We start from the raw sequence: 22,992 nt of genomic DNA, 5'->3' as shown, positions 1-22,992 counted from the left end.
AGGTCTGCATGACCCGAGCTGACGTGGAGTCGGCTTATGCCGTCCCGCCCGCTCTGACGAACACGCCAAGGGAACAGCCAGACGGCACATCGGATTCAGACCGCGGCTTTCGCCGCTTCAGCATAGTGATCGCGGCTATCGCGCTCGCTTGTGGTGTCGTGATGTCCACGTGGTTGCCGTTCGAACCGACGGCGACCGCGGCGTGGACCGGACTCGCGTTGCTCGCCGGATTCGCGGCAGCGGAGCTGCTCGCCATGAACGTCGACGTTCGGAGCGGTGTCGCGTGGACTATCTCGTTCACCGAGATCCCGCTCGTCATCGGCATCATGGTCGCCGACTTCGAGGTCGTCCTGATCGCTCATCTGATCGCGGGCGTAGGCACACTCGCTCACCGGCGCACCGAGGGCACGCTGCTCTACAACACCGGCGTGATGGCGCTGGAGATCTGTTGCGCCTTCGCGGTGGCCAACGGCGCCCGACTCCTGCTCGGTGCGGCGGAAATGCCCTGGATCGCGGCGTTCCTCGGCGCGCTTGTCGCGCCCGCGGCGAGCACGGTGTTCGCATTGTCGACCATCTGGGTGCTGCGCAGGCCGATCCAGCTCATGTCTGGGCTGCGGCTCGTTGGCAGGGTCGTCGTCATCGGGTTCGTCAACTCGTCGGTCGGCATCAGCGGGTATCTCGTGGTCTCCGGCGTGGAGTACGGCTGGCCGCTTATCGGTGCCGTCGCGCTCGCGCTCACGACGTTGTACTGGGGATATTCCGACCTGCTCCGTGAGCAGCGTGATCTGGAGGCGCTCGCCGACGTCAGCCTCATGGTCGCCAAGTCGGGGCGCAGGGTCGCGATCAGCTCGACCGGCGACCCTGACCGGTTCGGCGAGGAGTTCGCCAGGAGCGACTGGGACGCGCTCGCCGAACGCATCAAAGACCAGTTGTCCGCCCGCCGCATCGTGCTGCGGTTCCGGCTGGATGGCTCGGACGCGCTGCACACCGTCGTCGCCGGTATGCCGCTGCCGGACGGTGAGTACGCGACCAGTGAAGACCCGCTGCTGCGGCTGCATGGCACGCACGCACGGCACCTGCGCTACGCCGATGTCAACGACGAGATCGCTGCCGCGCTCCGGGCGCGCGGCGCCGACGAGTTGCTCATCGTGCCGCTACGGAGCTCGGCCGAACTGCTCGGCGTGATCGAGGCGCACGACAGGAACTCACGGTTGCGTGGCTTCGGTCGCTCCGACCGGCAGCTCATCGACACCATGGCAGCGCACCTGTCCACCGCGCTGGACAACCGCAGGCTGATGGCGACCTTGCGGCACGACGCCTACCACGACCCACTCACCGGCCTGCTGAACCGGCCGGGGTTCGCCAAGGCGGCCAAGGGGCCACTGACGGCGGGCACCCCCACCGTCGTCATGCGAGTGAACCTGGATGTCTTCTCCACCGTCTGTGACGCCCTCGGCTACACCTGGGCGGACCGGATGGTCGTCGTGGCGGGCCGCAGGTTGCGCGCCGTGCTGGGCCCGGATGTCCCGATCGCGCGGCTCGAGGGTGCGTCATTCGCCACGCTGCTGTGCTGCGACCAGCAGCGAGCGCACGAGATCGCGGAGCGCGTACGTGCTGAGCTATCCGCGCCTTATCCGGTCGATCGGCTTACCGTCGAGGCGAGCGCGACCGTCGGCTACGCCAGCACCGAGGTAGAGGACAGCGCGACCAGCCTCGATGTCGACGGCATGCTGCAGCGGGCGGACGTCGCGCTGCGCGCGGTCGACGATGAGGGTCAGGTGCGCGGCTACGTGCCCAGCATGGGGCAGATGTTCCTGCGCCGCTTCCAACTGGTGACGCAGTTCCGGCAGGCCCTGGAAGACGGCCAGGTGAGCGTGCACTACCAGCCGAAGGTCTCGTTGCCGAACCGCACGGTGCTCGGCGTCGAGGCGCTGGTTCGCTGGAGCCATCCGGAATTCGGGAAGCTCCATCCCGACGAGTTCGTGCCCGCGATCGAAGCGGCGGGGCTCATCGGGGCCCTCACGTCGTTCGTGCTCGACGCCGCCCTCATCCGCGTGCGGAAGTGGCTCGACGCCGGTCTGCGGATCTCAGCCGCCGTGAACCTGTCCGTGCGAAGCCTTACCGATGACGGCTTCCCCGCGCTCGTCGCCGACGCCCTCGAGCGGCACAACATCCCGCCGGAGTTGCTCACCTTCGAGCTGACCGAGTCCGGTGTGATGGCCGACCCCGAGCGCGCCTTGCCGATCCTTCGCGAGCTGCACACCCTCGGTGTCGTGCTCGCCGTTGATGACTTCGGCACCGGTTACTCCTCGCTGGCGTATCTCAGGCAGTTGCCGGTGGACGAAGTAAAGATCGACAAGAGCTTCGTCTTCGGGATGGGCACCGATCTCGGGGATCTCGCCGTGGTGCGCTCCATCGTCGAGCTCGGCCACTCGCTCGGGCTCAGCGTCGTGGCCGAGGGAGTCGAGGAGGACAGCGCACGGGAGCAGCTGGAGTCGATGGGTTGCGACGTCGCGCAGGGTTACCTGATTTCGCGGCCGTTGTCCGAGAAGCGACTCGAAGCCTGGTTGCAGGCCCGTACGGCGCGGTCGACAGGGCGTAACGCGGCCGCCGTGCTCACCTTGATCGGCTGAGTGCCTGAAAACCTACCCCGGCTGCGAGGGGGTGCCGGGGTCTGTTGTAGGGTTTTACCCGCTCCACATGAGCGCGCCCCAATAGCTCAGTCGGCAGAGCGTCTCCATGGTAAGGAGAAGGTCTACGGTTCGATTCCGTATTGGGGCTCGGTAATCCGGGGGTACTCACCTATCCTGAGTACGTCGGATATGCGGGGCGGGATAGCTCAGGTGGTTAGAGCACACGGCTCATAATCGTGGTGTCGCGGGTTCGAGTCCCGCTCCCGCTACGCGTGCGGGCAAGCTGCTCCGCAGCTTGTTCCGCGATAACCGTGAGGTCCGCCTCACATCACCGACGGGGCGGTTCGCCGCCTCGACCCCGGCCGGATCGGCTCCATCGCCGCTTCCAGCCGGTTTGACTGTTGAGCAGAGAAAGGTACGTGCCGTGGCTGCCACCGACGTGCGACCGAAGATCACGCTGGCGTGCGAGGAGTGCAAGCACCGCAACTACATCACGAGGAAGAACCGTCGGAACAACCCCGACCGCCTCGAGATGAAGAAGTTCTGCATGAACTGCGGTACGCACCGGACGCACAAGGAGACCCGCTAGCCGGCCGTCCGCACCAGACGTCGTCGAGGCCGTCCCCGAACATGGGGGCGGCCTCGTTTGCTTGTGCGGGATGTCGCATACCTGTCGGTAACGCGAGAGCTCTCGGTAAGCTCCCTGCCCGTGGTTCTTGATCAGTCGTTTATTGGCCGTACCTACCCGCCGGGCACGCCCTATCAGGTCAGCAGGGAGAAGATCGCAGAGTTCGCCACCGCGATCGGCGACACGAGCAAGCTCAGTCGCGACCCCGAAGTGGCCCGCGCCGCGGGACATCCCGACGTCGTCGCACCACCGACGTTCCTGATCATCCTCACGCTCGGTGTCATCGACACCCTCGCCACCGATCCCGACCTCGGCCTCGATTACGGCCGGATGGTGCACGGCGACCAGAGCTTTACCCACCACCGCCCGGTCACGGCAGGCGACCGGCTCACCGCGAGCACGACGATCGAGGACATCATGGCTCGCGCTGGCAACGACTTCCTCACTGTGCGCGTGGAGGTCGCCGATGACGCCGGAGAGCCGGTCTGCACCGCGAAGGCCCAGCTCGTCGTGCGAGGGGAGGACGCATGAAAGACGTCACGAACAGCGGTTCGAAAGGCATCGCGAAAGGCACCGAACTGCCGCCCCTCGCCGTTGACGTCACCAGGGCCGACCTGGTGCGCTACGCGGGCGCCTCGCTTGACTTCAACCCAATCCACTGGAGCGACCGCGTAGCGACGTCGGTTGGGCTTCCCGGCGTGATCGCGCACGGCATGTACACCATGGCGCTGGCGAACCGGATGGTCACCGAGTGGGCTGGCGACGCGACGCGAGTGCTGTCCTGCTCGGCGCGCTTCACCCGGCCCGTCGTCGTCCCTGACGACGACCAGGGTGCGCGAGTCGACTTCAGCGGCAAGGTCACCGACGTTGTCGACGGCGTCGCCACGGTCGCCATCACGGCGAAGTTCGACGGCAAGACGGTGCTGGCCAAGGCAACCGCCCAGGTACGGGTTTAGGACGCCAGCCTTGGCCTTGCGGGCGAGTGCGCCTCAGCGCACCTCGGTCAGCAGCTTCGCCACGCGCGAGACGCCCTCGACCAGGTCGGACTCCGCGAGCGCGTAGGAGAACCGGAAGTAGCCCGGCGTGCCGAACGCCTCGCCGGGGACGACGGCGACCTCGGCGTGCTCAAGGATCAGGTCGGCCAGCTCGACGGTGTTCGTCGGCGTCACGCCGCGCAACTCCCTGCCGAGCAGCGCCTTCACCGACGGGTAGGCGTAGAACGCGCCCTGCGGCGTCGGGCACTCGACGCCGGGGATGTCCGACAGCAGCGACACGATCTTCTTGCGACGGCTGTCGAACGCGACGCGCATCTCCTCGACGGCGTCCAGCGGCCCCGCGACGGCGGCGAGCGCCGCGCGCTGCGAGACGTTGGCGACATTGCCGCACAGATGCGACTGATAGGACGCCGCCGCCTTGATGATGTCGGCGGGGCCTGCCATCCAGCCGACCCGCCAGCCCGTCATCGAGTACGTCTTCGCGACGCCGTTGAGGATCACCGTGGTGTCGGCCAGCTCGGGCACGACCGCCGAGATCGAGTCCGCGGTGACGCCGTCGTAAACCAGGTGCTCGTAGATCTCGTCAGTGACGACGAAGATGCCGTGCTCGTAAGCCCAGCGGCCGATCGCCTCGACCTGCTCGCGCGGATAGACCGCGCCGGTCGGGTTCGACGGCGAGTTGAACAGCAACACCTTGGTGCGCTCGGTCCGCGCCGCCTCAAGCTGCTCGACGGTGGCTAGGTAGCCGGTGGACTCGTCCGCCGTGACCTGCACCGGAACCGCGCCCGCCAGCTTGATCGACTCGGGGTACGTCGTCCAGTACGGCGCGAGCAGCAGCACCTCGTCGCCCGGGTCGCACAGCGTCGCGAACGCCGAGTACACCGCCTGCTTGCCCCCGTTGGTGACGAGGACCTGCGAGGCGTCGAGCTCGAGGCCGGAGTCGCGCTTGGTCTTGGCCGCGATGGCTTCACGCAGCTCGGGTAGACCGGCAGCGGCGGTGTAGCCGTGGTTGGCGCGGTCGCGCACGGCGGCAGCGGCGGCGTCAACGATGTAGTCCGGCGTTGGGAAGTCGGGCTGTCCAGCGCCGAAGCCGATCACCGGCCGTCCCTTGGCCTTCAGCTCCTTCGCCTTGGCGTCGACCGCCAGCGTGGCCGACGGTTTGATGCCCGCGATACGAGCGGAAACCCGGCGCTTCGAACTTGTTGAATGTGCTGTGTCCGGTGAGACCATGGCCCCATGGTTTCACGAGGGCAGCCCGACTGATAGTCGAGCCCACCGTTGCCGTACACTTCTCAACTTGGAACGCCATCCACTCACTCCCCGGTGCGGATCGGGGTAGGGCGGCGTGCCCGCTTATCGTGTGAGACTGGGTCCTCCTGGATCTCCCGCGAAGGGGTGTAGCTCAATTGGCAGAGCAGCGGTCTCCAAAACCGCAGGTTGCAGGTTCGAGTCCTGTCACCCCTGCAAGAGCGGACCAGTTCGGCAACGGAACAAGCGCAGACAGCGGACATGGACTACGTGTGAGGAGTTCCTTGTGAGCGACGACGGCGAGAAGGACAACGGCGCGGACGAGCAGCGCTCGTCTCGTCCGGAGTCCGCCGCCTCCCGGCGCGCGCGGCGCCGTCCAGCCGAAGGGAAGGGCGAGCCGGGCGGCAAGGGCTCCGTCAAGGGCAAGTCCGCTGGGGCGTCGCCGCCGAATCGCACGGATGGCGGCAGCCCGGCCGTGACGAAGCGCGACAGGGGCGAGCCGAAGCAGCCATTGCCGAAGCGGATCGTGCGGTACCTCCGCGAGGTCGTCGCCGAGCTCCGCAAGGTCATCTGGCCGACTCGCAAGCAGATGGTCACCTACACGATCGTGGTCATCGTGTTCGTTATCTTCATGGTCAGCCTGGTCGCCTTGCTTGACTGGGGTTTCGGCAAGGTCATGTTCGCGCTGTTCGGCTGAGCGCGTACGGACGCGGTGCCGCACGATAGGGGTGCAACCGCATGCGAGAGATTGAGAGGACTGCAACGTGACCTCCGAGAACGGCACGGCAGCCGATGAGGAGCTGACCGACGTGACGGATGAGCAGCCTGCCGAGGGCGAGCAGCCTGCTGCCGACACCGAGACCTCCGCCGCGGCCGTCCAGCCGGAACCGGAACCGGTCGCCGAGGTCGACCCTGCCGAGCAGCTGCGCAAGGAGCTGCGCAGGCTGCCTGGCGAGTGGTACGTGGTGCACTCCTACGCCGGCTACGAGAACAAGGTGAAGACCAACCTCGAGATGCGTACCCAGACGCTGGACGTCGAGGACTACATCTTCCAGATCGAGGTGCCGACCGAAGAGGTCACCGAGATCAAGAACGGCCAGCGCAAGCAGGTGCAGCGCAAGGTGTTGCCCGGTTACATCCTCGTCCGCATGGAGCTGAACGACGCGTCGTGGAGCGCCGTGCGCAACACGCCCGGCGTCACCGGCTTCATCGGCGCGACCAACCACCCCTCGCCGCTCAGCATCGACGAGGTCGTCAAGTTCTTGCTGCCTAAGGCGGAGCAGGAAGCGCCAGCCAAGGCAGCAAAGGGCGCCGAGGAAGAGGCGGCGACACCCGCTGGCGAAGCGGTCGAGGTGGACTTCGAGGTTGGCGAGTCCGTCACCGTCATGGACGGGCCGTTCGCCACGCTTCCCGCCACGATTTCCGAGGTCAACGCCGACGGTCAGAAACTCAAGGTCTTGGTGTCGATCTTCGGTAGGGAGACGCCGGTCGAGCTGTCGTTCAACCAGGTCTCCAAGATCTAACCTTGCGGGGGCACGTCCCCGCATTCCCCCACAAAGAACGGGGCAAAGCACGCCCCCGCATACCCCAGACTTCGGGGCGAGCCAAGCCCCGAAAGCCCCGGGACGCTGGCAGGGCTCCCGGTAAGTGATCAGTGAACAGGAAACGAGAATGCCACCCAAGAAGAAGAAGCTTGCAGCGATCATCAAGCTGCAGATCGCGGCGGGGCAGGCGAACCCCGCCCCGCCGGTCGGCCCCGCGCTGGGCCAGCACGGCGTCAACATCATGGAGTTCTGCAAGGCCTACAACGCCGCGACCGAGTCGCAGCGCGGCAATGTGGTGCCTGTCGAGATCTCGGTCTTCGAGGACCGGTCATTCGACTTCAAGCTGAAGACACCGCCCGCCGCGAAGCTGCTGCTCAAGGCGGCTGGTGTGGACAAGGGCTCCGGCGAGCCACACAAGAGCAAGGTCGGCAAGGTCACCTGGGACCAGCTCAAGGAGATCGCCGAGACCAAGAAGACTGACCTCAACGCCTACGACGTCGACCAGGCCGCGAAGATCATCGCCGGTACGGCGAGGTCCATGGGCCTGACGATCGAGGACTGATCCTCGAAGTGCGCTAGTCGCCTAGCGCATGCCGTGGGAGAGCCAGGCGCTGGCTCACGACAACCACACCTGATCCACGAGCAACGTAAGGACAGAGCATGACCAAGCGCAGCAAGGCCTACCGTCAGGCCGCCGAGCTGATCGACCGGGAGCGGCTGTACTCGCCGCTCGAGGCGGTCAAGCTCGCCAAGGAGACCTCCAAGGTCAAGATGGACGCCACCGTCGAGGTCGCGATGCGGCTCGGCGTTGACCCCCGCAAGGCCGACCAGATGGTCCGCGGCACCGTGAACCTGCCGCACGGTACGGGTAAGACCGTCCGCGTCATTGTTTTCACATCCGGTGACAAGGTCGCTGAGGCCGAAGCCGCCGGTGCTGACGTGGCTGGCTCCGACGAGTTGATCGAGCGCATCCAGGGTGGCTGGCTCGACTTCGACGCCGCGATCGCGACACCGGACCAGATGGCCAAGGTGGGTAAGATCGCCCGCATCCTCGGCCCGCGTGGCCTGATGCCAAACCCGAAGACCGGCACCGTGACGCCGAACATCGCCAAGGCCGTCGCCGACATCAAGGGCGGCAAGGTGAGCTTCCGGGTCGACAAGCAGGCGAACCTGCACATGATCATCGGCAAGGCGTCGTTCGAGCCGGAGAAGCTGGTCGAGAACTACGCCGCCGCGCTGGACGAGGTGCTGCGTGCCAAGCCGTCCGCCGCGAAGGGTCGCTTCGTCAAGAAGGTGACTTTCACGACGACGATGGGCCCCGGTATCCCGGTGGATCCCGCCCGCACCCGCAACCTGCTCGACGCGGAGGCGTAAGGCTCTCAGCCAGCCGACAACATCAGTGGCGCCCGGTGCACTTCGATGTGCACCGGGCGCCACGTTTGCGTGGAGGTGCCGTGAGTCCCCGCTGTGGTGTGGAGATTTCGCACCCGTGTCGCGGGACTCGCGGCACCACAAGTCGGGACTCGCACCTCGCCAACGGGCCAGCCGCTAGTTCGGCGTGGTGCGCTTGGGGGTTGGGCAGCTGCGTGGTCCCGGCTCGTGACCAGTGATGAGCCACTGCTCGCCCTTGGCGTCGGGAATCCTCGTTACGATGAACGTCCCAAGCGCGGGCCCGCCGGTGATAGTGCCGCCGATACTGCGCGCCGCCTCGCAGGACTTGATGGTGTACGACTCGCCTTCTGCCAATCCCGACACCTCGTCGTAGACCTCATAGGGCGTCGAGCGGGGCAGCGACTGGACGTAATCCGTTACGTGCTCAACGTCCTTGTTCAACGCGATGACCGCGTCAGGGCAGGTGGCGGCACCCATGTTCGCTGTGAACTGCCTGCGCCCATTCTCGTCGAAGCGCAGGCAGACCTTGTCGACCTGCGGCTGTCCCGTTCGCGGGTCTTGCTGTGCGATGCGGCGATAGACGTCGCGCACCGCCTCGTAGGGGTCTTCAGCGTAAAGCTTGGTCGCCTCCGCCTTCTTGCCGCCTTGTTCGGCGAGCTCGGCACTGGAGGGTTCGCTGGAGCCGCCGAGATAGTGGTTGATCGCCCACGCCGCGGCCGCCGCTACGGCGATGAGCACCAGCACCGCCGTGACGAGCTTGCTGGCGAGAGCGGTCAGCCAGGCGGGCGTTCGTTGTCGCCATCCTGATGGTTGAACTTCGCGTGAGAGGGCGGGCGGCAGCTCACCGTTCTGAGCCTGATATTCGCGAAAGCGCTGGAACTCTTGGAACTCGCGGAACTGCCTGAGCTCTTCGTCGCTGAGCGGTTCGGAGGGTGGTCGAGCGGACAACTCCGACCCAGGTTCTGGTCGTGACTCGGCGGCCGTTTCCGCGGGTGAGTCGAGTGAGCTGTCCGGGCGAGGGGCGGGCAGGTTCCCGTTGTCCCGCTCGCCGATGGTCACGCCGTCGTTCACGGGGTTGTCCCGCTCGCCGGGTTCTGTCGTGCCATCGTGATCGTGCTCACCGCTGTCGGTCGCGTCGCTCCGTGCGTCGCCGTGCCGCTCACCCTCGCCGTGCGGTGCCGCGTCGTCGTCATGCGTGTCGTCCTGACGCCGTTCTGCCACGGCCCCCATCATGCCGGATCGCCACCAACGAGCACCCGCGCATCGCCGCCGATGGGTGCTGTCGTAGACTTGTCGATGGTTCTACCGAAGACCGCTGGTCTCATGGGCCCCTGTGTCCATGGCGAAGGTCCCGCAGCGCGGGCGGCCTGCGCAGGAGGAACGAGGCTCGCCACCAATGTGTGTCGTAACGCCCCGCGCCGCTTGCGCAGGGCGTTTTGTCGTCTCTGGGCCGGGAACCGCCACGGTCACCAGCTAACAGAGATGAGAGGAGGCGACACATGGCGAAGCCAGACAAGGTGGCGGCCGTCGCCGAGATCGCGGACAGGTTCCGCAACAGCTCGGCAGCCGTGATCACCGAGTACACCGGCCTCTCCGTTTCCCAGCTCTCCGAGCTGCGTCGCGCTCTCGGCTCTGGCGCCAAGTATCGGGTCGCGAAGAACACCCTCGTCAAGCGTGCCGCTGAGGACGCGGGCGTCGAGGGTCTTGACCACCTCTTCATCGGTCCGACCGCCATCACCTTCATCGAGGATGAGCCGGTCGAAGCGGCGAAGGTGCTCAAGAAGTTCTCGAAGGACAACAACGCCCTCGTCATAAAGGGCGGCTACATGGACGGCCGAGCGATCTCCCCGGAGGAGGTCAACCGGCTCGCCGATCTGGAAAGCCGCGAGGTGCTGCTCTCCCAAGCAGCGGGCGCTTTCAAGGCCAAGTTGTCCGAGGCGGCAAGGATGTTCGCGGAGCCTGCGTCGCAGGTCGCCCGCCTCGCCAAGGCGCTGGAAGACAAGCGCAACGAAGAAGATGCCGCCTGACGCCGAGCACTGGCCAAGAGCTGAGTACCCACCCACTCGATTCGTTCGAAGTAAGAAAGGAAGGCCATCATGGCCAAGCTGAGCACCGACGAGCTGCTTGACGCGTTCAAGGAGCTGACCCTGATCGAGCTGTCCGACTTCGTTAAGAAGTTCGAGGAGACCTTCGACGTCTCCGCTGCCGCTCCGGTCGCGGCTGTTGCCGCGCCTGGCGCTGCCGCCACCGGCGGTGGCGAGGAGGCCGCTGTTGAGGAGCAGGACGAGTTCGACGTCATCCTCGAGGGCGCTGGCGACAAGAAGATCCAGGTCATTAAGGTCGTCCGTGAGGTCGTCTCCGGCCTCGGCCTGAAGGAGGCCAAGGAGCTCGTCGAGGGCGCCCCGAAGCCGATCCTGGAGAAGGTCGACAAGGAAGCCGCCGACGCGGCCAAGGAGAAGCTGGAAGCCGCTGGCGCGCAGATCACCGTCAAGTAGCACCTCCGGCGCGCGGTCTGCCGGTCAGTGTTCCGTTAGCACGGCCGCAGTACTGCGCATACCCGGCGTAACGGGCAGTCATCCACTGGGTGGCTGCCCGTTGCTGCGTCTGGGGCATCCCAGGTCAGTAACATCTGTATGACCTGGACCACGCACGCGGTAGGTTCCGCATGGATCATGTCGTGAGGAAGGCAACTGACCCGCAGCGGAAAATCTTATGACTCTTGAGTAACCTGTCTCACCAAGGTTCGTTGCACGAATGAGGGGACTTGACGTTCATTCGCATGCGCGCGCCGCCGAGTGGCCGGTGGACCGGTGAACTCAACGTAAACGGATTCAGGAGGTCCGATGGGTGCCGAGGTGATCGTCGAGGGGTTGACGAAGTCCTTCGGGAGTCAGTCCATCTGGCGTGATGTGACGTTGTCGCTGCCGCCGGGTGAGGTGTCGGCGATGCTGGGGCCGTCGGGTACCGGGAAGTCGGTGTTCCTGAAGTCGATGATTGGTCTGTTGAAGCCGGACTCGGGCAAGTGCGTCATTAACGGCACCGACATCGTGCAGTGTTCCGAGCGCGAGATGTATGAGGTGCGCAAGCTGTTCGGGGTGCTGTTTCAGGATGGCGCGTTGTTCGGGTCGATGAACCTGTATGACAACGTGGCGTTCCCGCTGCGCGAGCACACCAAGAAGTCGGAGTCCGAGATCAAGCGGATCGTGCTCGAGAAGCTGGAGATGACCGGGCTGAAGGGCGCGGAGGACAAGCTGCCTGGCGAGATCTCCGGCGGTATGCGGAAGCGCGCGGGGTTGGCGCGGGCGCTGGTGCTTGATCCGGAGATCATCCTGTGTGACGAGCCGGACTCCGGTCTCGACCCGGTCCGCACGGCGTATCTCTCGCAGCTGTTGATCGACCTGAACGCGCAGATCGACGCGACGATCCTGGTGGTCACCCACAACATCAACCTGGCGCGCACGCTGCCGGACAACCTGGGCATGTTGTTCCGCAAGGAGCTGGTGATGTTTGGACCGCGTGAGGTGTTGCTGACCAGCGAAGAGCCGGTGGTGGAGCAGTTCCTCAACGGCAAGCGGCTCGGCCCGATCGGCATGTCGGAGGAGAAGGACACCGCACAGATGGCCGCCGAGCAGGCGATGGCCGAGGCGGGCCATCACCATGGCGGCACCGAGGACGTGCGTGGCGTGGTGCCGCAGATCAAGCCCACCCCGGGTCTGCCGGAGCGCCAGGGTGAGCGGCGCCGCAAGGACCGCGTCATGAAGATCCTGCACACCCTGCCACCAGCCGCCCAGGAAGGCATCATCGAATCCCTCTCCCCTGAAGAGCAGCGGCACTACGGCGTCCGCCCCCACGCGCCGGCTGGCGCGCCTCACGCGGGAACGCCGCATTCGAGCCAGGGACAGCTCCCCGCTGACCAGGTGGCGCAGTTGCCGAACCAGGGGTGGGGCACCGCGGAGCAACTGCGCGCCACCGGCGAGACACCGCCTGGGCAGGGTGGTGCCCGGTGACGGCGACGACGGCTGTCAAGTTCCCCGGCAGGGGAATGGTGGAACAAACGGGCAGGCTCTTCGCGCTCGGCCTCGACGTCATCCGGCTTACCTTCCAGCGACCATTTCAGTCGCGAGAGTTCATCCAGCAGGCGTGGTTCATCGCCGGTGTGTCGATCCTGCCGACGATGCTGGTGTCGATCCCGTTCGGAGCCGTCGTCTCGCTGCAGCTGGGTTCGCTGGTCAGCCAGCTTGGCGCGGAGTCGTTCACCGGCGCCGTCAGTGTCCTCGCCATCATCCAGCAGGCGTCCCCGATCGTGACCGCGCTGATCGTCGCGGGTGCCGCGGGTGCCGCTATTTGCGCGGACATCGGTGCGCGGACCATCCGCGAGGAGATCGACGCGATGGAAGTGCTCGGCGTCTCCGCCGTGCAACGTCTCGTCGTGCCGAGGGTCCTGGCGTGCATGCTGGTCGCGATGCTGCTCAACGGAGTGGTGAGCGTGGTCGGTGTGCTTGGCGGATATTTCTTCAATGTCATCCTGCAGGACGGCACGCCTGGCGCGTACCTCGCCAGCTTCTCGGCGCTCGCGCAGCTACCCGACCTGTGGATCAGCGAGATCAAGGCCATCTTGTTCGGCTTCATGGCTGGCGTCGTCGCCTGCTACCGGGGCTTGAACCCGCCACCTGGGCCGAAGGGTGTCGGTGACGCGGTCAACCAGTCCGTCGTCATCACCTTCCTGCTGCTGTTCTTCATCAACTTCATCCTGACCGCCGTGTATCTGACGGTCGTGCCGCCGAAGACGGGGTGATGGTTCATGTCGATGCTGAACACCCTCACCCGCAACACCAGGAAAGCGGTCAACGCCCCGCTCGCCAAGCTGGACGACCTCGGCGACCAGCTGTCGTTTTACGTCAGGGCGCTGGCATGGGTACCTCGTACGCTGGTGCACTACACCAAAGAAGTGCTGCGCATCCTCGCCGAGACGTTCTTCGGAACCGGGGCGCTCGCCGTGATCGGCGGCACCGTCGGCGTCATGCTCGGTATGACGCTGTTCGTTGGCATCGTCGTCGGCTTGCAGGGCTACGCGGGCCTCGATCAGATTGGTGCTGCCGCGCTGTCCGGGTTCGCCTCGGCATACATCAACACCCGTGAGGTGGCGCCGTTGGTCGCGGGCCTGGCGCTGTCGGCGACGGTCGGCGCTGGATTCACCGCCCAGCTTGGTGCGATGCGGATTTCCGAGGAGATCGACGCGGTCGAGGTCATGGCGGTGCCCAGCCTGCCGTTCCTGGTCACGACCAGGATCATCGCGGGCTTCATCGCGATCATCCCGCTTTACATCATCGGCCTGTTGTCGTCCTACGTCGGCTCGCGGTTGATCGTGGTGGTGTTCTACGCCCAATCGGCGGGTACCTACGATCACTACTTCGAGCTGTTCCTGCCTAAGCAGGACGTGTTCATCTCGTTCGCGAAAGTCTTGGTTTTCGCCGTCATCATCATCATGTCGCACTGTTACTACGGATATACGGCATCGGGTGGCCCCGCCGGTGTCGGTGTTGCCGTTGGCAAGGCGGTAAAGACGACCATCGTGGTGGTCGCACTGGTGAACTTCTTCCTCGGCTTCGGAATCTGGGGCACTGACACAACGGTGAGGATCGCAGGATGAGTGCACGTGGTGCGGTGTCGACGCTGAAGCGCAGGTTGCTCGGCGTCGGTTTCATCGTGCTGGTCATCGCGGGCGTCGCGCTGAGCGTCGCGGGGTTCAACAACGCCTTCACGCCCTACGTCACGGTGAGCCTGAAGACCGACAAAGTCGGCAACCAGCTGGGTCACAAGTCCGACGTCAAGGTGCGGGGCCTGATCATCGGTCACGTCAGCGAGATCACACCGACACCGGAAGGCGCAGAGCTCAAGCTCAAGTTGAACCCTGAGGACGCCAAGCTGGTGCCAGCGTCCGCCTCGGCTCGGCTGCTACCGAAGACGCTGTTCGGTGAGCGGTACGTGTCGCTGCGGTTCGACGACGCAAGTGGCCCGAAGCTGTCCAACGGCGACGTCATTCCGCAGGACCGAACCGAGACGGCGACCGAGCTGGGCGCGTCGTTCGAAAAGCTGCTGCCTGTACTGCGCGCGGTACAGCCGCAGAAGCTGAACAGCACCCTGTCGGCGATGGCGACCGCCCTCGACGGCAGGGGCGAGGAGCTTGGCCAGACGCTGTCCGACCTCGGCGACTACATGGGCAAGCTGAACCCACACCTGCCTGCGCTTAAGGAGCAGTTCAAGCAGCTAGCGCGGTTCGCCAACAACTTCTCCGAGGTCACGCCGGACATCGTGGCGACGCTGGAGAACTTCCGCACCAGCGCGAAGACGCTCGTGGAGAAGCGGCAGGAGCTGAACTCGGTGTACAGCTCGGTGACCATGGCATCGCGGGACTTGGACTCCTACCTCAAGGCGAACAAGAACAACTTCATCCGGGTCGGCAAGATCTCGCAGCCGACGCTGGACCTCGTGGCGAAGTACTCGCCATCATTCCCGTGTGTGACGAGGCAGATGGCCGATGTGCTGCCCACCCTGAACAAGGCGTTTGGCAAGGGAACGGACAAGCCCGGCTTGCACGCCAAGGTCTACATCACGCCGAACCGGGGCGAGTACAAGCCGGGGCAGGACGAACCGGAGTACAACTTCATGGGTGAGGGCGGTTACCGGGGTCCCTGGTGTATCGACCCGAACCATCCGGAGATCCCTCGACCGTTCCCGTACCCGTACCGCTTCCTGTACTTGGACGACGGCTCGAAGCGTCCGCCGGACGCCCGCTCCGAGCTGGACGGCGAGAAACTGCCGTGCGACGCGCTGACCACCTTTGGTAACCCGATCCCGGAGTCGTGGAAGCGGGAGTGTGCGCCGGGAACCGCGCCTGGACCAGGTAGGGGCAGCGCCACGACCGGCGGCTCTGCGCCTATGGGCGCACCGAGCGCGAACCCGGCCAACACGCCCGAGGAGGGTGCCCTGATCGCGGAGCTGCTCAGCATTCAGTCCGGCGTGCATCCGAATGACATCCCCGGCTGGGGCGGCCTGCTGGTCGGCCCGCTCTACCGTGGTGCGGAGGTGACCTTCGAATGAAGAGCGCCACGCATGTCACCGGGCCACTGGTCAAGCTGATCATCTTTGTCGCGGTGACCGTCCTGACGACCGCGGTTCTCGGGATCAGCATCGCCAACATCAACATGTCGGATGCCAACAGCTACACGGCGCGGTTCACCGACGCCACGCTGCTGCTTGAGAACGACGACGTCCGCATCGCCGGGGTGCAGGTCGGCCAGGTCACCGAGATCAACGTGGTCGACAAGAGCCAGGCCGAGGTCACCTTCGAGGTGAACTCCGACCTTCGACTGCCGGAGACCGCCACGGCCGCGGTGCGCTACCGCAACCTGGTCGGACAGCGCTATATCGCGCTCGACCCCGGTGCGCGCACCGATAACACGCCGCTGCTGCCCACTGACGGGACTGGCCACATCCCGCTGGAGAACACCCAACCCGCGCTGGACTTGACGGAGCTGTTCAACGGCTTCAAGCCACTGTTCACCGCGCTCTCGCCCAAGGACGTCAACCAGCTGTCCTACGAGATCATCCAGGTGTTGCAGGGTGAGGGCGGCACGATGGAGAACCTGCTCGCCCACACCGCGTCGCTGACGACGTCGCTGGCCGAGAAGGACCAGATCATCGGTGAGGTCATCACCAACCTCAACGATGTGCTGCAGCGGCTCAACGAGAAGAGTCCCGAGCTGCGGCAGACCATCGACACGCTGCAGCAGCTGGTGTCCGGGTTGGCCAAGGACGCCAAGCCCATCGGCGACGCGATCGAGGCCATCGACGATCTGTCTCGGTCGACGGCGGGTCTCGTGGGCAAGGCGCGCCGTCCGCTCAAGCAGGACATCGCCGAGCTCGGGAAGCTGACGAAGACGCTCAATAAGCACGAGGACCTGGTGGAACACTTCATCACCTTTGGCCCGAAGAAGTACTCCAGCCTGGGTAAGACGGCGAGCTACGGCTCGTGGTTCAACTTCTACCTGTGTAGCGGTGAGGCCACGCTGCGGTTCCCGGGCGCGGAAGACCAGCCCGTCCACATCCCGATGGGTGAGCCGGACAGGGCGAGGTGCAGCCGATGAAGCCCTTCCAGCAACGCAACCCGATCCCGATCGCGATCATCGGCATCGTGCTGATCGCGCTCGGTCTCGTGGCCGCTGCCAACTCCGACGAGCTGCCGCTGATCGGTTCCGGCACGGTGTACTCCGCCGAGTTCGAGGAGGCGGCGGGCATCAAGGAGGGCGACGAGGTCCGCATCGCGGGAATCAAGAAGGGCAAGGTCAAGGACGTTGAGCTGGATGGCAACGTCGTCCGGGTCAGCTTCTACGTTGATGACGCATGGATGGGGAACAACACAAGGGCGGGCATCAAGCTCAAGGACCTGCTCGGCCAGAAGTTCCTCGCGGTCGAACCTGCGGGCGATGAGGTGCTTGACCCATCCGAGACCATTCCAACGGCGCGCACGACGTCGCCGTACGACGTGCTTGAGGCGTTCCGTGGCCTGTCGGAGACGACGGACGCGATCGACGTCAACCAGCTCGCCAAGAGCTTCGACGTCATCTCGCAGACGTTCGGCGGTACCTCGGACGAGATCAAGGGCGCGTTGAACGGGCTGTCGCGGCTGTCGGAGACGATCGCTAAGCGCGACAACCAGCTGTCGAGTCTGCTCGAGAACACCCGCCAGATCAGCCAGACGCTGGCTGACCGCGACGCGCAACTGGTGAAGCTGATGAAGGACGGCAACGTGCTGCTCGCCGAGCTGTCGAAGCGCAAGGCGGCGATCTCGTCGCTGTTGCGGGGAACGCAACAGCTCGCCATCCAACTCAACGGGCTAGTCGAGGACAACAAGGCGCAGCTCCAGCCGGTGCTGAAGGACTTGGACCGACTCACCGGCATGCTGCACCGCAACCGTGAGGCGCTCGGTGAGGGTATCGAGACCTTCGCGCCGTTCGTCCGGCAGTTCAACAACACCGTCGGCAACGGTCGCTGGTTCGACAACTACATCTGCGGACTGCTGCTACCCCAGGAGGGTCCGATCAACCAGCAGGGATGTGATCCGCGATGAGCCCGACGACCCGTGTTGGCCAGTCTCTCTGGCGGGGCGTCGCCATCGCCTGCGTGCTGGGGCTGCTCGTGGCAGGCGGGCTGTGGTGGGCGCTCAAGGACGCGAACACCAAGAGCGTCGTCGCGTACTTCCCGACCACCATCGGCCTATACGAGGACAACGACGTGCGGATGCTCGGCGTCGAGATGGGCACCGTCGAGCGCATCGAGCCACAGGGCGACCGCGTGAAGGTCACCATGTCTTACGACCGCACGGTGCAGGTGCCAGCCGACGCGCAGGCTGTGATCGTCGCGCCGTCGCTGGTCAGCGACCGCTACGTGCAGCTGACCCCCACCTACACGGGCGGTCCCGAGCTTGAGGACGGTGCGGTCATCACGCAGGAGCGCACCGCGGTGCCGCTCGAGGTGGACGACCTGTACGCGTCGCTGTCGCGGGTCAGCGACGCGCTCGGTCCGCAGGGCGCCAACAAGAACGGCGCGCTGTCGCGGCTGCTCGACACGCTGGCCGAGAACTTCAAGGACAACGGCAAGGCGCTCAACGTCACGATCAACAAGCTGGGCAAGGCGTCCAACACGCTCGCTGGCAACAAGGACGACCTCTTCGCCACGGTGTCGAACCTGGCGAAGTTCTCCAAGACGCTGGCGGCGAGCGACGCGGACGTCGCCGAGTTCCAGCGCAGGTTGGCCGATGTGAGCGGCTTCCTCGCCGGAGAGCGGGAGAACCTGGCGAAGTCCGTCGAGCTGCTCGGCGCGACGCTGGGCAAAGTGCGCCAGTTCGTCGACGAGAATCGGGACCGGCTGAGGTCAAACGTCGACAAACTCGCCGATATTACCCAGGTGCTCGTCAAGGAGCGGGCCGAGCTCGCGGAGATCTTCGACGTCGGCCCTGTCGCGCTCGGCAACGTGATCAACGCTTACAACGCGTCGGCGGGCACGCTCGACGCGCGGCCGGTGATCAACGAGCTGCGCAAGCCGTTGCTGCTGATGCTCTGCGACTTCGTCGGCCAGGCACCGAACGGCTCCGGCGACCAACTCGCGTCGCTGTGCTCCCAGCTATCGCCGTTGACCGAGGACCTGCCCACCCCGGCGCAGGTGCTCAACTCGCTCTACGACGGTGAGTTGCCGCCGCTGCCGCTCGCGTTGATGGAAGAGATGTCGCAGCCGCGGCAGGGAGGTGGCCGCTGATGTTCTGGCGCACCAGGACCAACCGCCCGCGCGGCATGCTCGCGACCATCTTCGCGATGGTGGCCACCCTGCTCGCCGGATGCGGGTCGTTCACCGGTATCTACGACATCCCCTTGCCGGGTGGTGCCGACCTCGGTGACGACCCCATCGAAGTGAAGGTGCACTTCCGCAACGTGCTCGACCTCGTACCGCAGTCCGCCGTCAAGATCAATGAGGTCTCGGTCGGCAAGGTCGAGGAGATTTCGCTGACGGGAACGGACTGGAACGCAGAGGTCAGCATCCTGCTCAACCGGGAAACCGACCTGCCAGCCAACGCGCTGGCGAACGTCAAGCAGTCCAGCCTGCTCGGTGAGAAGTACGTCGAGCTGGTGCACCCGCCGGAGGGCAGTGCGGAAGGCGAGCTGAGTGACGGCTCGGTCATTCCGGTCTCCCGCACCAACCGCAGCGTCGAACTGGAAGAGGTGCTCGGGGCGCTGTCGATGCTGCTCAACGGTGGCGGCGTCGAACAGCTCAACACCATCACCAAGGAGCTCAACCAGGTCTCGACCGGCCGCGAGGGTGAGATCAAGGCGTTGCTGCACAACGCGGAAACTCTCGTGCGCGGCCTCGACGGGCAGACCCAGGACATCTCCAACGCACTCGACGGCCTGAACCGGCTTTCCAAGGCGTTACGCAAGGACAAGGAAGCCATCGCGGCGGCGCTGGACGACCTCGAGCCGGGAATGCGGGTGCTCGTCGACCAGCGCGAGCAGCTGGTGACGATGCTGGAGTCGATGAAGAAACTCTCCGTCGTCGCGACCGAGACGATCCAGAAGAGCCAGCGCGACCTGGTGAACAACCTGGAGGCACTGCGGCCGATCTTGGCCAACCTGGCCAAGTCGGGGGACAAGCTGCCGAAGGCACTGGAGATTCTGGTGTCGTTCCCGTTCCCGGACGCCGCGGTCGACGGCGCGAAGGGCGACTACTTCAACCTGTATCAGGAGCTGAACCTGAACATCAGGGAGATCTACGAGGCGTACCGGCGGCACCGCGGCAACCCGTTCGACGGTATACCGGTCCTGGAGAAAGCACCCGCGGCCGAGGGCGAGCTGTTGGATCCCAACCAGCTCCCGCCGCTGCCGCTGCCATCGCCGTCCGACGGGGACTCCGGCGGGGAGTCGAGTGACGGCGGCCTCGGCGTGCTGCCCGGCCTGCTGGGAGGTGGCAGCTGATGCTGACCCGCAAGATCAGGGTGCAGATCATCGCGTTCTTCGCGATCAGCGTTGTCGCGGTCGCATTCGCTCTGTTCCGGTTCACCGACATCGGCAAAGTGTTCGGCGAGGACATCTATACGGTGTCGATGCGGCTGGACGAGTCCGGCGGCATCTTCTCCAACGCCGAGGTCACCTACCGCGGCTACAACATCGGTCGGGTGGGCGAGCTCAGCCTGACCGAGGACGGCTTGGAGGTGGAGCTCAACATCGAGCCGGACACGCCGCCGATCCCGGCTGACCTGGACGCGCTCGTGCGGAACCGGTCCGCGATCGGTGAGCAGTTCGTCGATCTGCGGCCCCGGTCCGATGGCGGGCCCTACCTCGAGGACGGCGCGGTGATCCCCGTCGAGCGCACCAAAACCCCGGTGCCGACGGCCGAGGTCATCAACGACCTGCATGACCTGGCGAGTTCGGTGCCGACCGACTCGCTGCGCACCGTCGTCGACGAGTCGTTCAAGGCCTTCTCTGGAACCGGAGACGACCTCCAGCTGTTGATGGACACCACCCGCGACTTCACGGCGGCCGCGCGGCAGAACCTGCCGGACACCGTTGAGCTGCTGCGCTCGGGTAACCAGGTTCTGCGCACCCAGAACGCCGAGATCGATTCGATCAGGTCGTTCAGCCGGGATCTGCGGGCGCTGTCGGAGACGTTCAAGGGGTCGGACGCCGACATCCGACGGCTGATCGAGCAGACCCCGCCGGCGGCCAACCAGATCAGCCAAGTCGTCGACGAGATCGGCCCTGGGCTGAGCGCGCTGGTCGCCAACCTCATCACACTCGGTGAGATCTCGGACGACCGGCTGCGTGGGCTGGAGCAGACGCTGCTGACCTATCCTGCCCTTGGTGCGGGAGCGACCGCGCTACTCGACCCGAAGGAGCCGAAGGCGCCGCTGGGTCTCGCGGTGAACCTGTTCGACCCGCCGCCGTGTGTGAAGGGCTACGAGGGCACGAAGAAGCGGCCGGGCGACGACACCTCGCCGTCGAAGTACAATGAGGAGGCGTACTGCGCGGAACCGAAGGGCAGCCCTATCACCGTCCGTGGTTCGCAGAACGCGCCGTTCAATGGTGTCCCGGTGGCTCCGACGGAGCAACAGCTCGAGGAGAACTCCGACCGCGACCAGGAGTCGCTGGAAGAAGACGCCCCGAACAGCCTGCTGTCGAGTTCCAACGCTCAACTGGTGAGCCGGTTGCTCTCGATGGGTTGACGCTAAGCGGCGGTACCAGACAGCGATATCACATCCTTCGCCTACGCTGAGGACGTAATGAGCAGTGATGATGCTCGGGCCGACGTGCCCGAGGAACATGACGGTGTGTCCGGCGACGCCGGTGACACCGATGCCGCGACGGTCTCGCGGGCGGAACCCCAGGAGCCGGAGCCGAATGTGTTCGCTCGGCAGCCGGTGTTCCTGGTCGCCTCGGTGTTGGTGGCGGTCGGTCTGATCGCCGCTGTCACCTTCGGCATTCTCTGGTGGGTGAAGTCGAGCAGCGACGCCGCCCAGAATGCCGAGGCCCGAGACGAGGTGGTAGCCGCGGCCGAAGAGGCTATCACCGCCTTCGCCGAGGTCGACTACGAGAACCCGGACAAGTACCGGAACCAACAGGTCGCGGTGTCGACCGAGGAACTGGCCCAGCACGTCAAGGACGGCTGGAAGCAGGCCCGCCAAGTCATCGTCAAGGCTCAGCGCTCGTCGGAGATCACGTTCTTCGATGTCGCCGTCGAGGAACTGAACGCCTACGACGGCACGGCGACGGCCATCGCCTCCTCCGAGGTGACCTTGTCGTTCGAGGATCAGAGCGCGCAGCTGCCGCGTCGGTGGCGAGCCCAGCTCGAGCGGGTCGAGGGGGAGTGGAAGCTTTCGGACATCGAGTTGGTCCCTCTGCCGAGAACGCAGCAGGTGGGTAACCAAGGATCGGAGCCGCAGTGACGAACCGACGGCGATCGACACCCAGCGGCGGGTCGCGGCGGCCGCAGGTCGCGGGCCTGCGCAAGCCTAGCCCCCGGCCCCGCCCGACACCCCAGCCGCGGCAGGACACGACCGAAGGCGACGTGGTATTGCCCGAGGTGACCGACGTAGAGGAGGAGACGTCGGACGAGGACGCCGCTGAGGCCACGACCGATGAGGCCGCGGCGGAGAGCACGACCGACGCCGAGGACACCGGCTCCGCCACGGGTGCTGACACCGCTGACGCGGCCTCGACGTCGAAGTCCCGGCCCCGCCCGAAGTCGCGCGATGAAGGCGTCCGGAAGCCGGAGACGCAGGACGAGACCGTGTCCAAGGCATCGGACCTCCCGGAGGGTCATGCGGCGGCGATGAAACAGCCGCTGCGGTCTCCTTCGTGGGGACTGACCAGCGTCGTCGGGGCGCTGGCGCTGGTGCTCGCGCTGGCGGCGGCGTTTTTCGCGTTCAAGTACTTCTCGATCGATGCTGGTGACGAGAACAAGGCGATGGTCGACGTTGTCGCGACCGAACAGCTCAAGCAGCAGGTCGCGGACGGCATCGAGGCGATGTTCTCGTACGACTACAACAACGTTGACGAGCATGAGCAGGCCGTGAAGGACGTGCTCGCTACCGACGAGATGCGGTCGCAGTACGAGCAGCTCATGGGCGACGTGAAGCAGAAGGCGCCGGAGCAAAAGGTCGTGCTCCAGACGACCGTGCGCAACATCGCGGTGATCGAGATGAACGACGACTCCGCACGAGTGCTCGCGTTCATCGATCAAACCTCGGTCAGGGAGGACACCGGACAGAGCGCAGCGACCGGTGACCAGCCGACCGTCACGGCCGTGAAGGTCGACGGTGAGTGGAAGATCTCACATATCGACGCCTACGCCGACCCCAGCAACCGGGCGCCCGTCCCCGGCGACGGCAACGGCAACGGCGGCGGCAACGGCAACGGCGGCGGCAACTAGGCCAACGTTCCTGGGGCTGTTGTGCGCGAAACCGGGCGAAATCGGACGTGGGTCTGTTCACAGTCCCAGGAGCC

At 65.7% G+C, this 22,992-nt stretch carries 23 protein-coding genes and 3 tRNA genes; 24 read left to right on the top strand and 2 right to left on the bottom strand.

Features of this window, described 5'->3' with window-relative positions:
• Nucleotides 1-8 precede the first annotated feature (8 nt).
• The 6 genes from ACFQGD_RS30170 to ACFQGD_RS30145 all read left to right on the top strand — a co-directional run bounded on the left by ACFQGD_RS30170 (nucleotide 9) and on the right by ACFQGD_RS30145 (nucleotide 4,217).
• Nucleotides 9-2,633 carry a putative bifunctional diguanylate cyclase/phosphodiesterase gene (locus tag ACFQGD_RS30170; RefSeq protein ID WP_390183568.1) on the top strand — a complete coding sequence of 875 codons (2,625 nt, stop codon included), beginning with the start codon at nucleotides 9-11 and terminating at the stop codon, nucleotides 2,631-2,633.
• A 75-nt stretch (nucleotides 2,634-2,708) separates the two neighbouring features.
• Nucleotides 2,709-2,781: transfer RNA gene (locus ACFQGD_RS30165), tRNA-Thr, on the top strand.
• A 47-nt stretch (nucleotides 2,782-2,828) separates the two neighbouring features.
• Nucleotides 2,829-2,902, top strand: a tRNA-Met gene (locus tag ACFQGD_RS30160).
• A 155-nt stretch (nucleotides 2,903-3,057) separates the two neighbouring features.
• A complete protein-coding gene (rpmG, locus tag ACFQGD_RS30155; RefSeq protein ID WP_034267027.1) occupies nucleotides 3,058-3,222 on the top strand; it encodes a 50S ribosomal protein L33 in 165 nt (54 codons plus the stop codon).
• Between the two features lie 120 nt (nucleotides 3,223-3,342).
• The gene (locus ACFQGD_RS30150) at nucleotides 3,343-3,792 is read left to right on the top strand and encodes a MaoC family dehydratase N-terminal domain-containing protein (RefSeq protein ID WP_345402099.1); all 450 of its coding nucleotides are present in this window, start codon (nucleotides 3,343-3,345) and stop codon (nucleotides 3,790-3,792) included.
• Nucleotides 3,789-4,217, top strand: a complete 429-nt coding sequence (locus tag ACFQGD_RS30145; protein ID WP_345402102.1) for a MaoC/PaaZ C-terminal domain-containing protein — start codon at nucleotides 3,789-3,791, stop codon at nucleotides 4,215-4,217. Before ACFQGD_RS30150 ends, ACFQGD_RS30145 begins: the two co-directional genes overlap by 4 nt.
• A 33-nt stretch (nucleotides 4,218-4,250) precedes the next feature.
• Here ACFQGD_RS30145 and ACFQGD_RS30140 read toward each other — a convergent pair whose 3' ends face one another.
• Complete coding sequence (locus tag ACFQGD_RS30140; protein WP_345402105.1) at nucleotides 4,251-5,486, bottom strand: pyridoxal phosphate-dependent aminotransferase; 1,236 nt, start codon at nucleotides 5,484-5,486, stop codon at nucleotides 4,251-4,253.
• A gap of 161 nt (nucleotides 5,487-5,647) precedes the next feature.
• Here ACFQGD_RS30140 and ACFQGD_RS30135 point away from each other — a divergent pair.
• From ACFQGD_RS30135 to rplA, 5 genes are all read left to right on the top strand, one after another.
• Nucleotides 5,648-5,720 (top strand) — tRNA-Trp (locus ACFQGD_RS30135).
• Nucleotides 5,721-5,790: 70 nt separating this feature from the next.
• The gene (gene secE, locus ACFQGD_RS30130) at nucleotides 5,791-6,201 is read left to right on the top strand and encodes a preprotein translocase subunit SecE (protein ID WP_345402108.1); all 411 of its coding nucleotides are present in this window, start codon (nucleotides 5,791-5,793) and stop codon (nucleotides 6,199-6,201) included.
• Nucleotides 6,202-6,268: 67 nt separating this feature from the next.
• On the top strand, nucleotides 6,269-7,027 hold the full coding sequence (gene nusG / locus ACFQGD_RS30125; protein WP_345402111.1) for a transcription termination/antitermination protein NusG: 759 nt from the start codon (nucleotides 6,269-6,271) through the stop codon (nucleotides 7,025-7,027).
• 148 nt (nucleotides 7,028-7,175) lie between these two features.
• On the top strand, nucleotides 7,176-7,610 hold the full coding sequence (rplK, locus tag ACFQGD_RS30120; protein WP_034267015.1) for a 50S ribosomal protein L11: 435 nt from the start codon (nucleotides 7,176-7,178) through the stop codon (nucleotides 7,608-7,610).
• A gap of 98 nt (nucleotides 7,611-7,708) precedes the next feature.
• A complete protein-coding gene (rplA, locus tag ACFQGD_RS30115; protein WP_345402116.1) occupies nucleotides 7,709-8,422 on the top strand; it encodes a 50S ribosomal protein L1 in 714 nt (237 codons plus the stop codon).
• A 174-nt stretch (nucleotides 8,423-8,596) separates the two neighbouring features.
• Here rplA and ACFQGD_RS30110 read toward each other — a convergent pair whose 3' ends face one another.
• A complete protein-coding gene (locus tag ACFQGD_RS30110) occupies nucleotides 8,597-9,661 on the bottom strand; it encodes a hypothetical protein (RefSeq protein ID WP_345402119.1) in 1,065 nt (354 codons plus the stop codon).
• Nucleotides 9,662-9,939: 278 nt separating this feature from the next.
• On the opposite strand from ACFQGD_RS30110, the gene rplJ reads away from it, so the two are divergent.
• From rplJ to ACFQGD_RS30045, 13 genes are all read left to right on the top strand, one after another.
• Nucleotides 9,940-10,467, top strand: a complete 528-nt coding sequence (gene rplJ / locus ACFQGD_RS30105) for a 50S ribosomal protein L10 (RefSeq protein WP_345402122.1) — start codon at nucleotides 9,940-9,942, stop codon at nucleotides 10,465-10,467.
• Nucleotides 10,468-10,536: 69 nt separating this feature from the next.
• Nucleotides 10,537-10,935, top strand: a complete 399-nt coding sequence (gene rplL, locus ACFQGD_RS30100; RefSeq protein WP_345402125.1) for a 50S ribosomal protein L7/L12 — start codon at nucleotides 10,537-10,539, stop codon at nucleotides 10,933-10,935.
• A 348-nt stretch (nucleotides 10,936-11,283) separates the two neighbouring features.
• A complete protein-coding gene (locus tag ACFQGD_RS30095; RefSeq protein WP_345402127.1) occupies nucleotides 11,284-12,447 on the top strand; it encodes an ABC transporter ATP-binding protein in 1,164 nt (387 codons plus the stop codon).
• Nucleotides 12,448-12,482: 35 nt separating this feature from the next.
• Nucleotides 12,483-13,235 carry an MlaE family ABC transporter permease gene (locus ACFQGD_RS30090; protein WP_345402282.1) on the top strand — a complete coding sequence of 251 codons (753 nt, stop codon included), beginning with the start codon at nucleotides 12,483-12,485 and terminating at the stop codon, nucleotides 13,233-13,235.
• A 12-nt stretch (nucleotides 13,236-13,247) separates the two neighbouring features.
• Nucleotides 13,248-14,090 (top strand): MlaE family ABC transporter permease, encoded by an 843-nt coding sequence (locus tag ACFQGD_RS30085; RefSeq protein WP_345402285.1) that lies wholly within the window; start codon nucleotides 13,248-13,250, stop codon nucleotides 14,088-14,090.
• A complete protein-coding gene (locus tag ACFQGD_RS30080; RefSeq protein WP_345402129.1) occupies nucleotides 14,087-15,541 on the top strand; it encodes an MCE family protein in 1,455 nt (484 codons plus the stop codon). The genes ACFQGD_RS30085 and ACFQGD_RS30080 overlap by 4 nt, the downstream gene beginning before the upstream one ends.
• Complete coding sequence (locus ACFQGD_RS30075; protein WP_345402132.1) at nucleotides 15,538-16,587, top strand: MCE family protein; 1,050 nt, start codon at nucleotides 15,538-15,540, stop codon at nucleotides 16,585-16,587. Before ACFQGD_RS30080 ends, ACFQGD_RS30075 begins: the two co-directional genes overlap by 4 nt.
• Nucleotides 16,584-17,570, top strand: coding sequence for an MCE family protein (locus tag ACFQGD_RS30070; RefSeq protein ID WP_345402135.1), 987 nt, complete (start codon nucleotides 16,584-16,586; stop codon nucleotides 17,568-17,570). The genes ACFQGD_RS30075 and ACFQGD_RS30070 overlap by 4 nt, the downstream gene beginning before the upstream one ends.
• A complete protein-coding gene (locus ACFQGD_RS30065; protein WP_345402138.1) occupies nucleotides 17,567-18,754 on the top strand; it encodes an MCE family protein in 1,188 nt (395 codons plus the stop codon). The genes ACFQGD_RS30070 and ACFQGD_RS30065 overlap by 4 nt, the downstream gene beginning before the upstream one ends.
• A complete protein-coding gene (locus ACFQGD_RS30060; RefSeq protein ID WP_345402141.1) occupies nucleotides 18,754-19,965 on the top strand; it encodes an MCE family protein in 1,212 nt (403 codons plus the stop codon). Before ACFQGD_RS30065 ends, ACFQGD_RS30060 begins: the two co-directional genes overlap by 1 nt.
• Nucleotides 19,965-21,212 carry an MlaD family protein gene (locus ACFQGD_RS30055; RefSeq protein ID WP_345402144.1) on the top strand — a complete coding sequence of 416 codons (1,248 nt, stop codon included), beginning with the start codon at nucleotides 19,965-19,967 and terminating at the stop codon, nucleotides 21,210-21,212. Before ACFQGD_RS30060 ends, ACFQGD_RS30055 begins: the two co-directional genes overlap by 1 nt.
• Nucleotides 21,213-21,269: 57 nt before the next feature.
• On the top strand, nucleotides 21,270-21,932 hold the full coding sequence (locus ACFQGD_RS30050; RefSeq protein ID WP_345402147.1) for a hypothetical protein: 663 nt from the start codon (nucleotides 21,270-21,272) through the stop codon (nucleotides 21,930-21,932).
• Nucleotides 21,929-22,918, top strand: a complete 990-nt coding sequence (locus ACFQGD_RS30045) for a hypothetical protein (RefSeq protein ID WP_345402150.1) — start codon at nucleotides 21,929-21,931, stop codon at nucleotides 22,916-22,918. The genes ACFQGD_RS30050 and ACFQGD_RS30045 overlap by 4 nt, the downstream gene beginning before the upstream one ends.
• Nucleotides 22,919-22,992 lie beyond the last annotated feature (74 nt).

The organism is Haloechinothrix salitolerans, assembly GCF_042662605.1.
GTDB classification, from domain to species: domain Bacteria; phylum Actinomycetota; class Actinomycetes; order Mycobacteriales; family Pseudonocardiaceae; genus Haloechinothrix_A; species Haloechinothrix_A salitolerans.
Note: the sequence above shows the minus strand (reverse complement) of the source record. Positions and strands in the feature narration are given on the sequence as shown.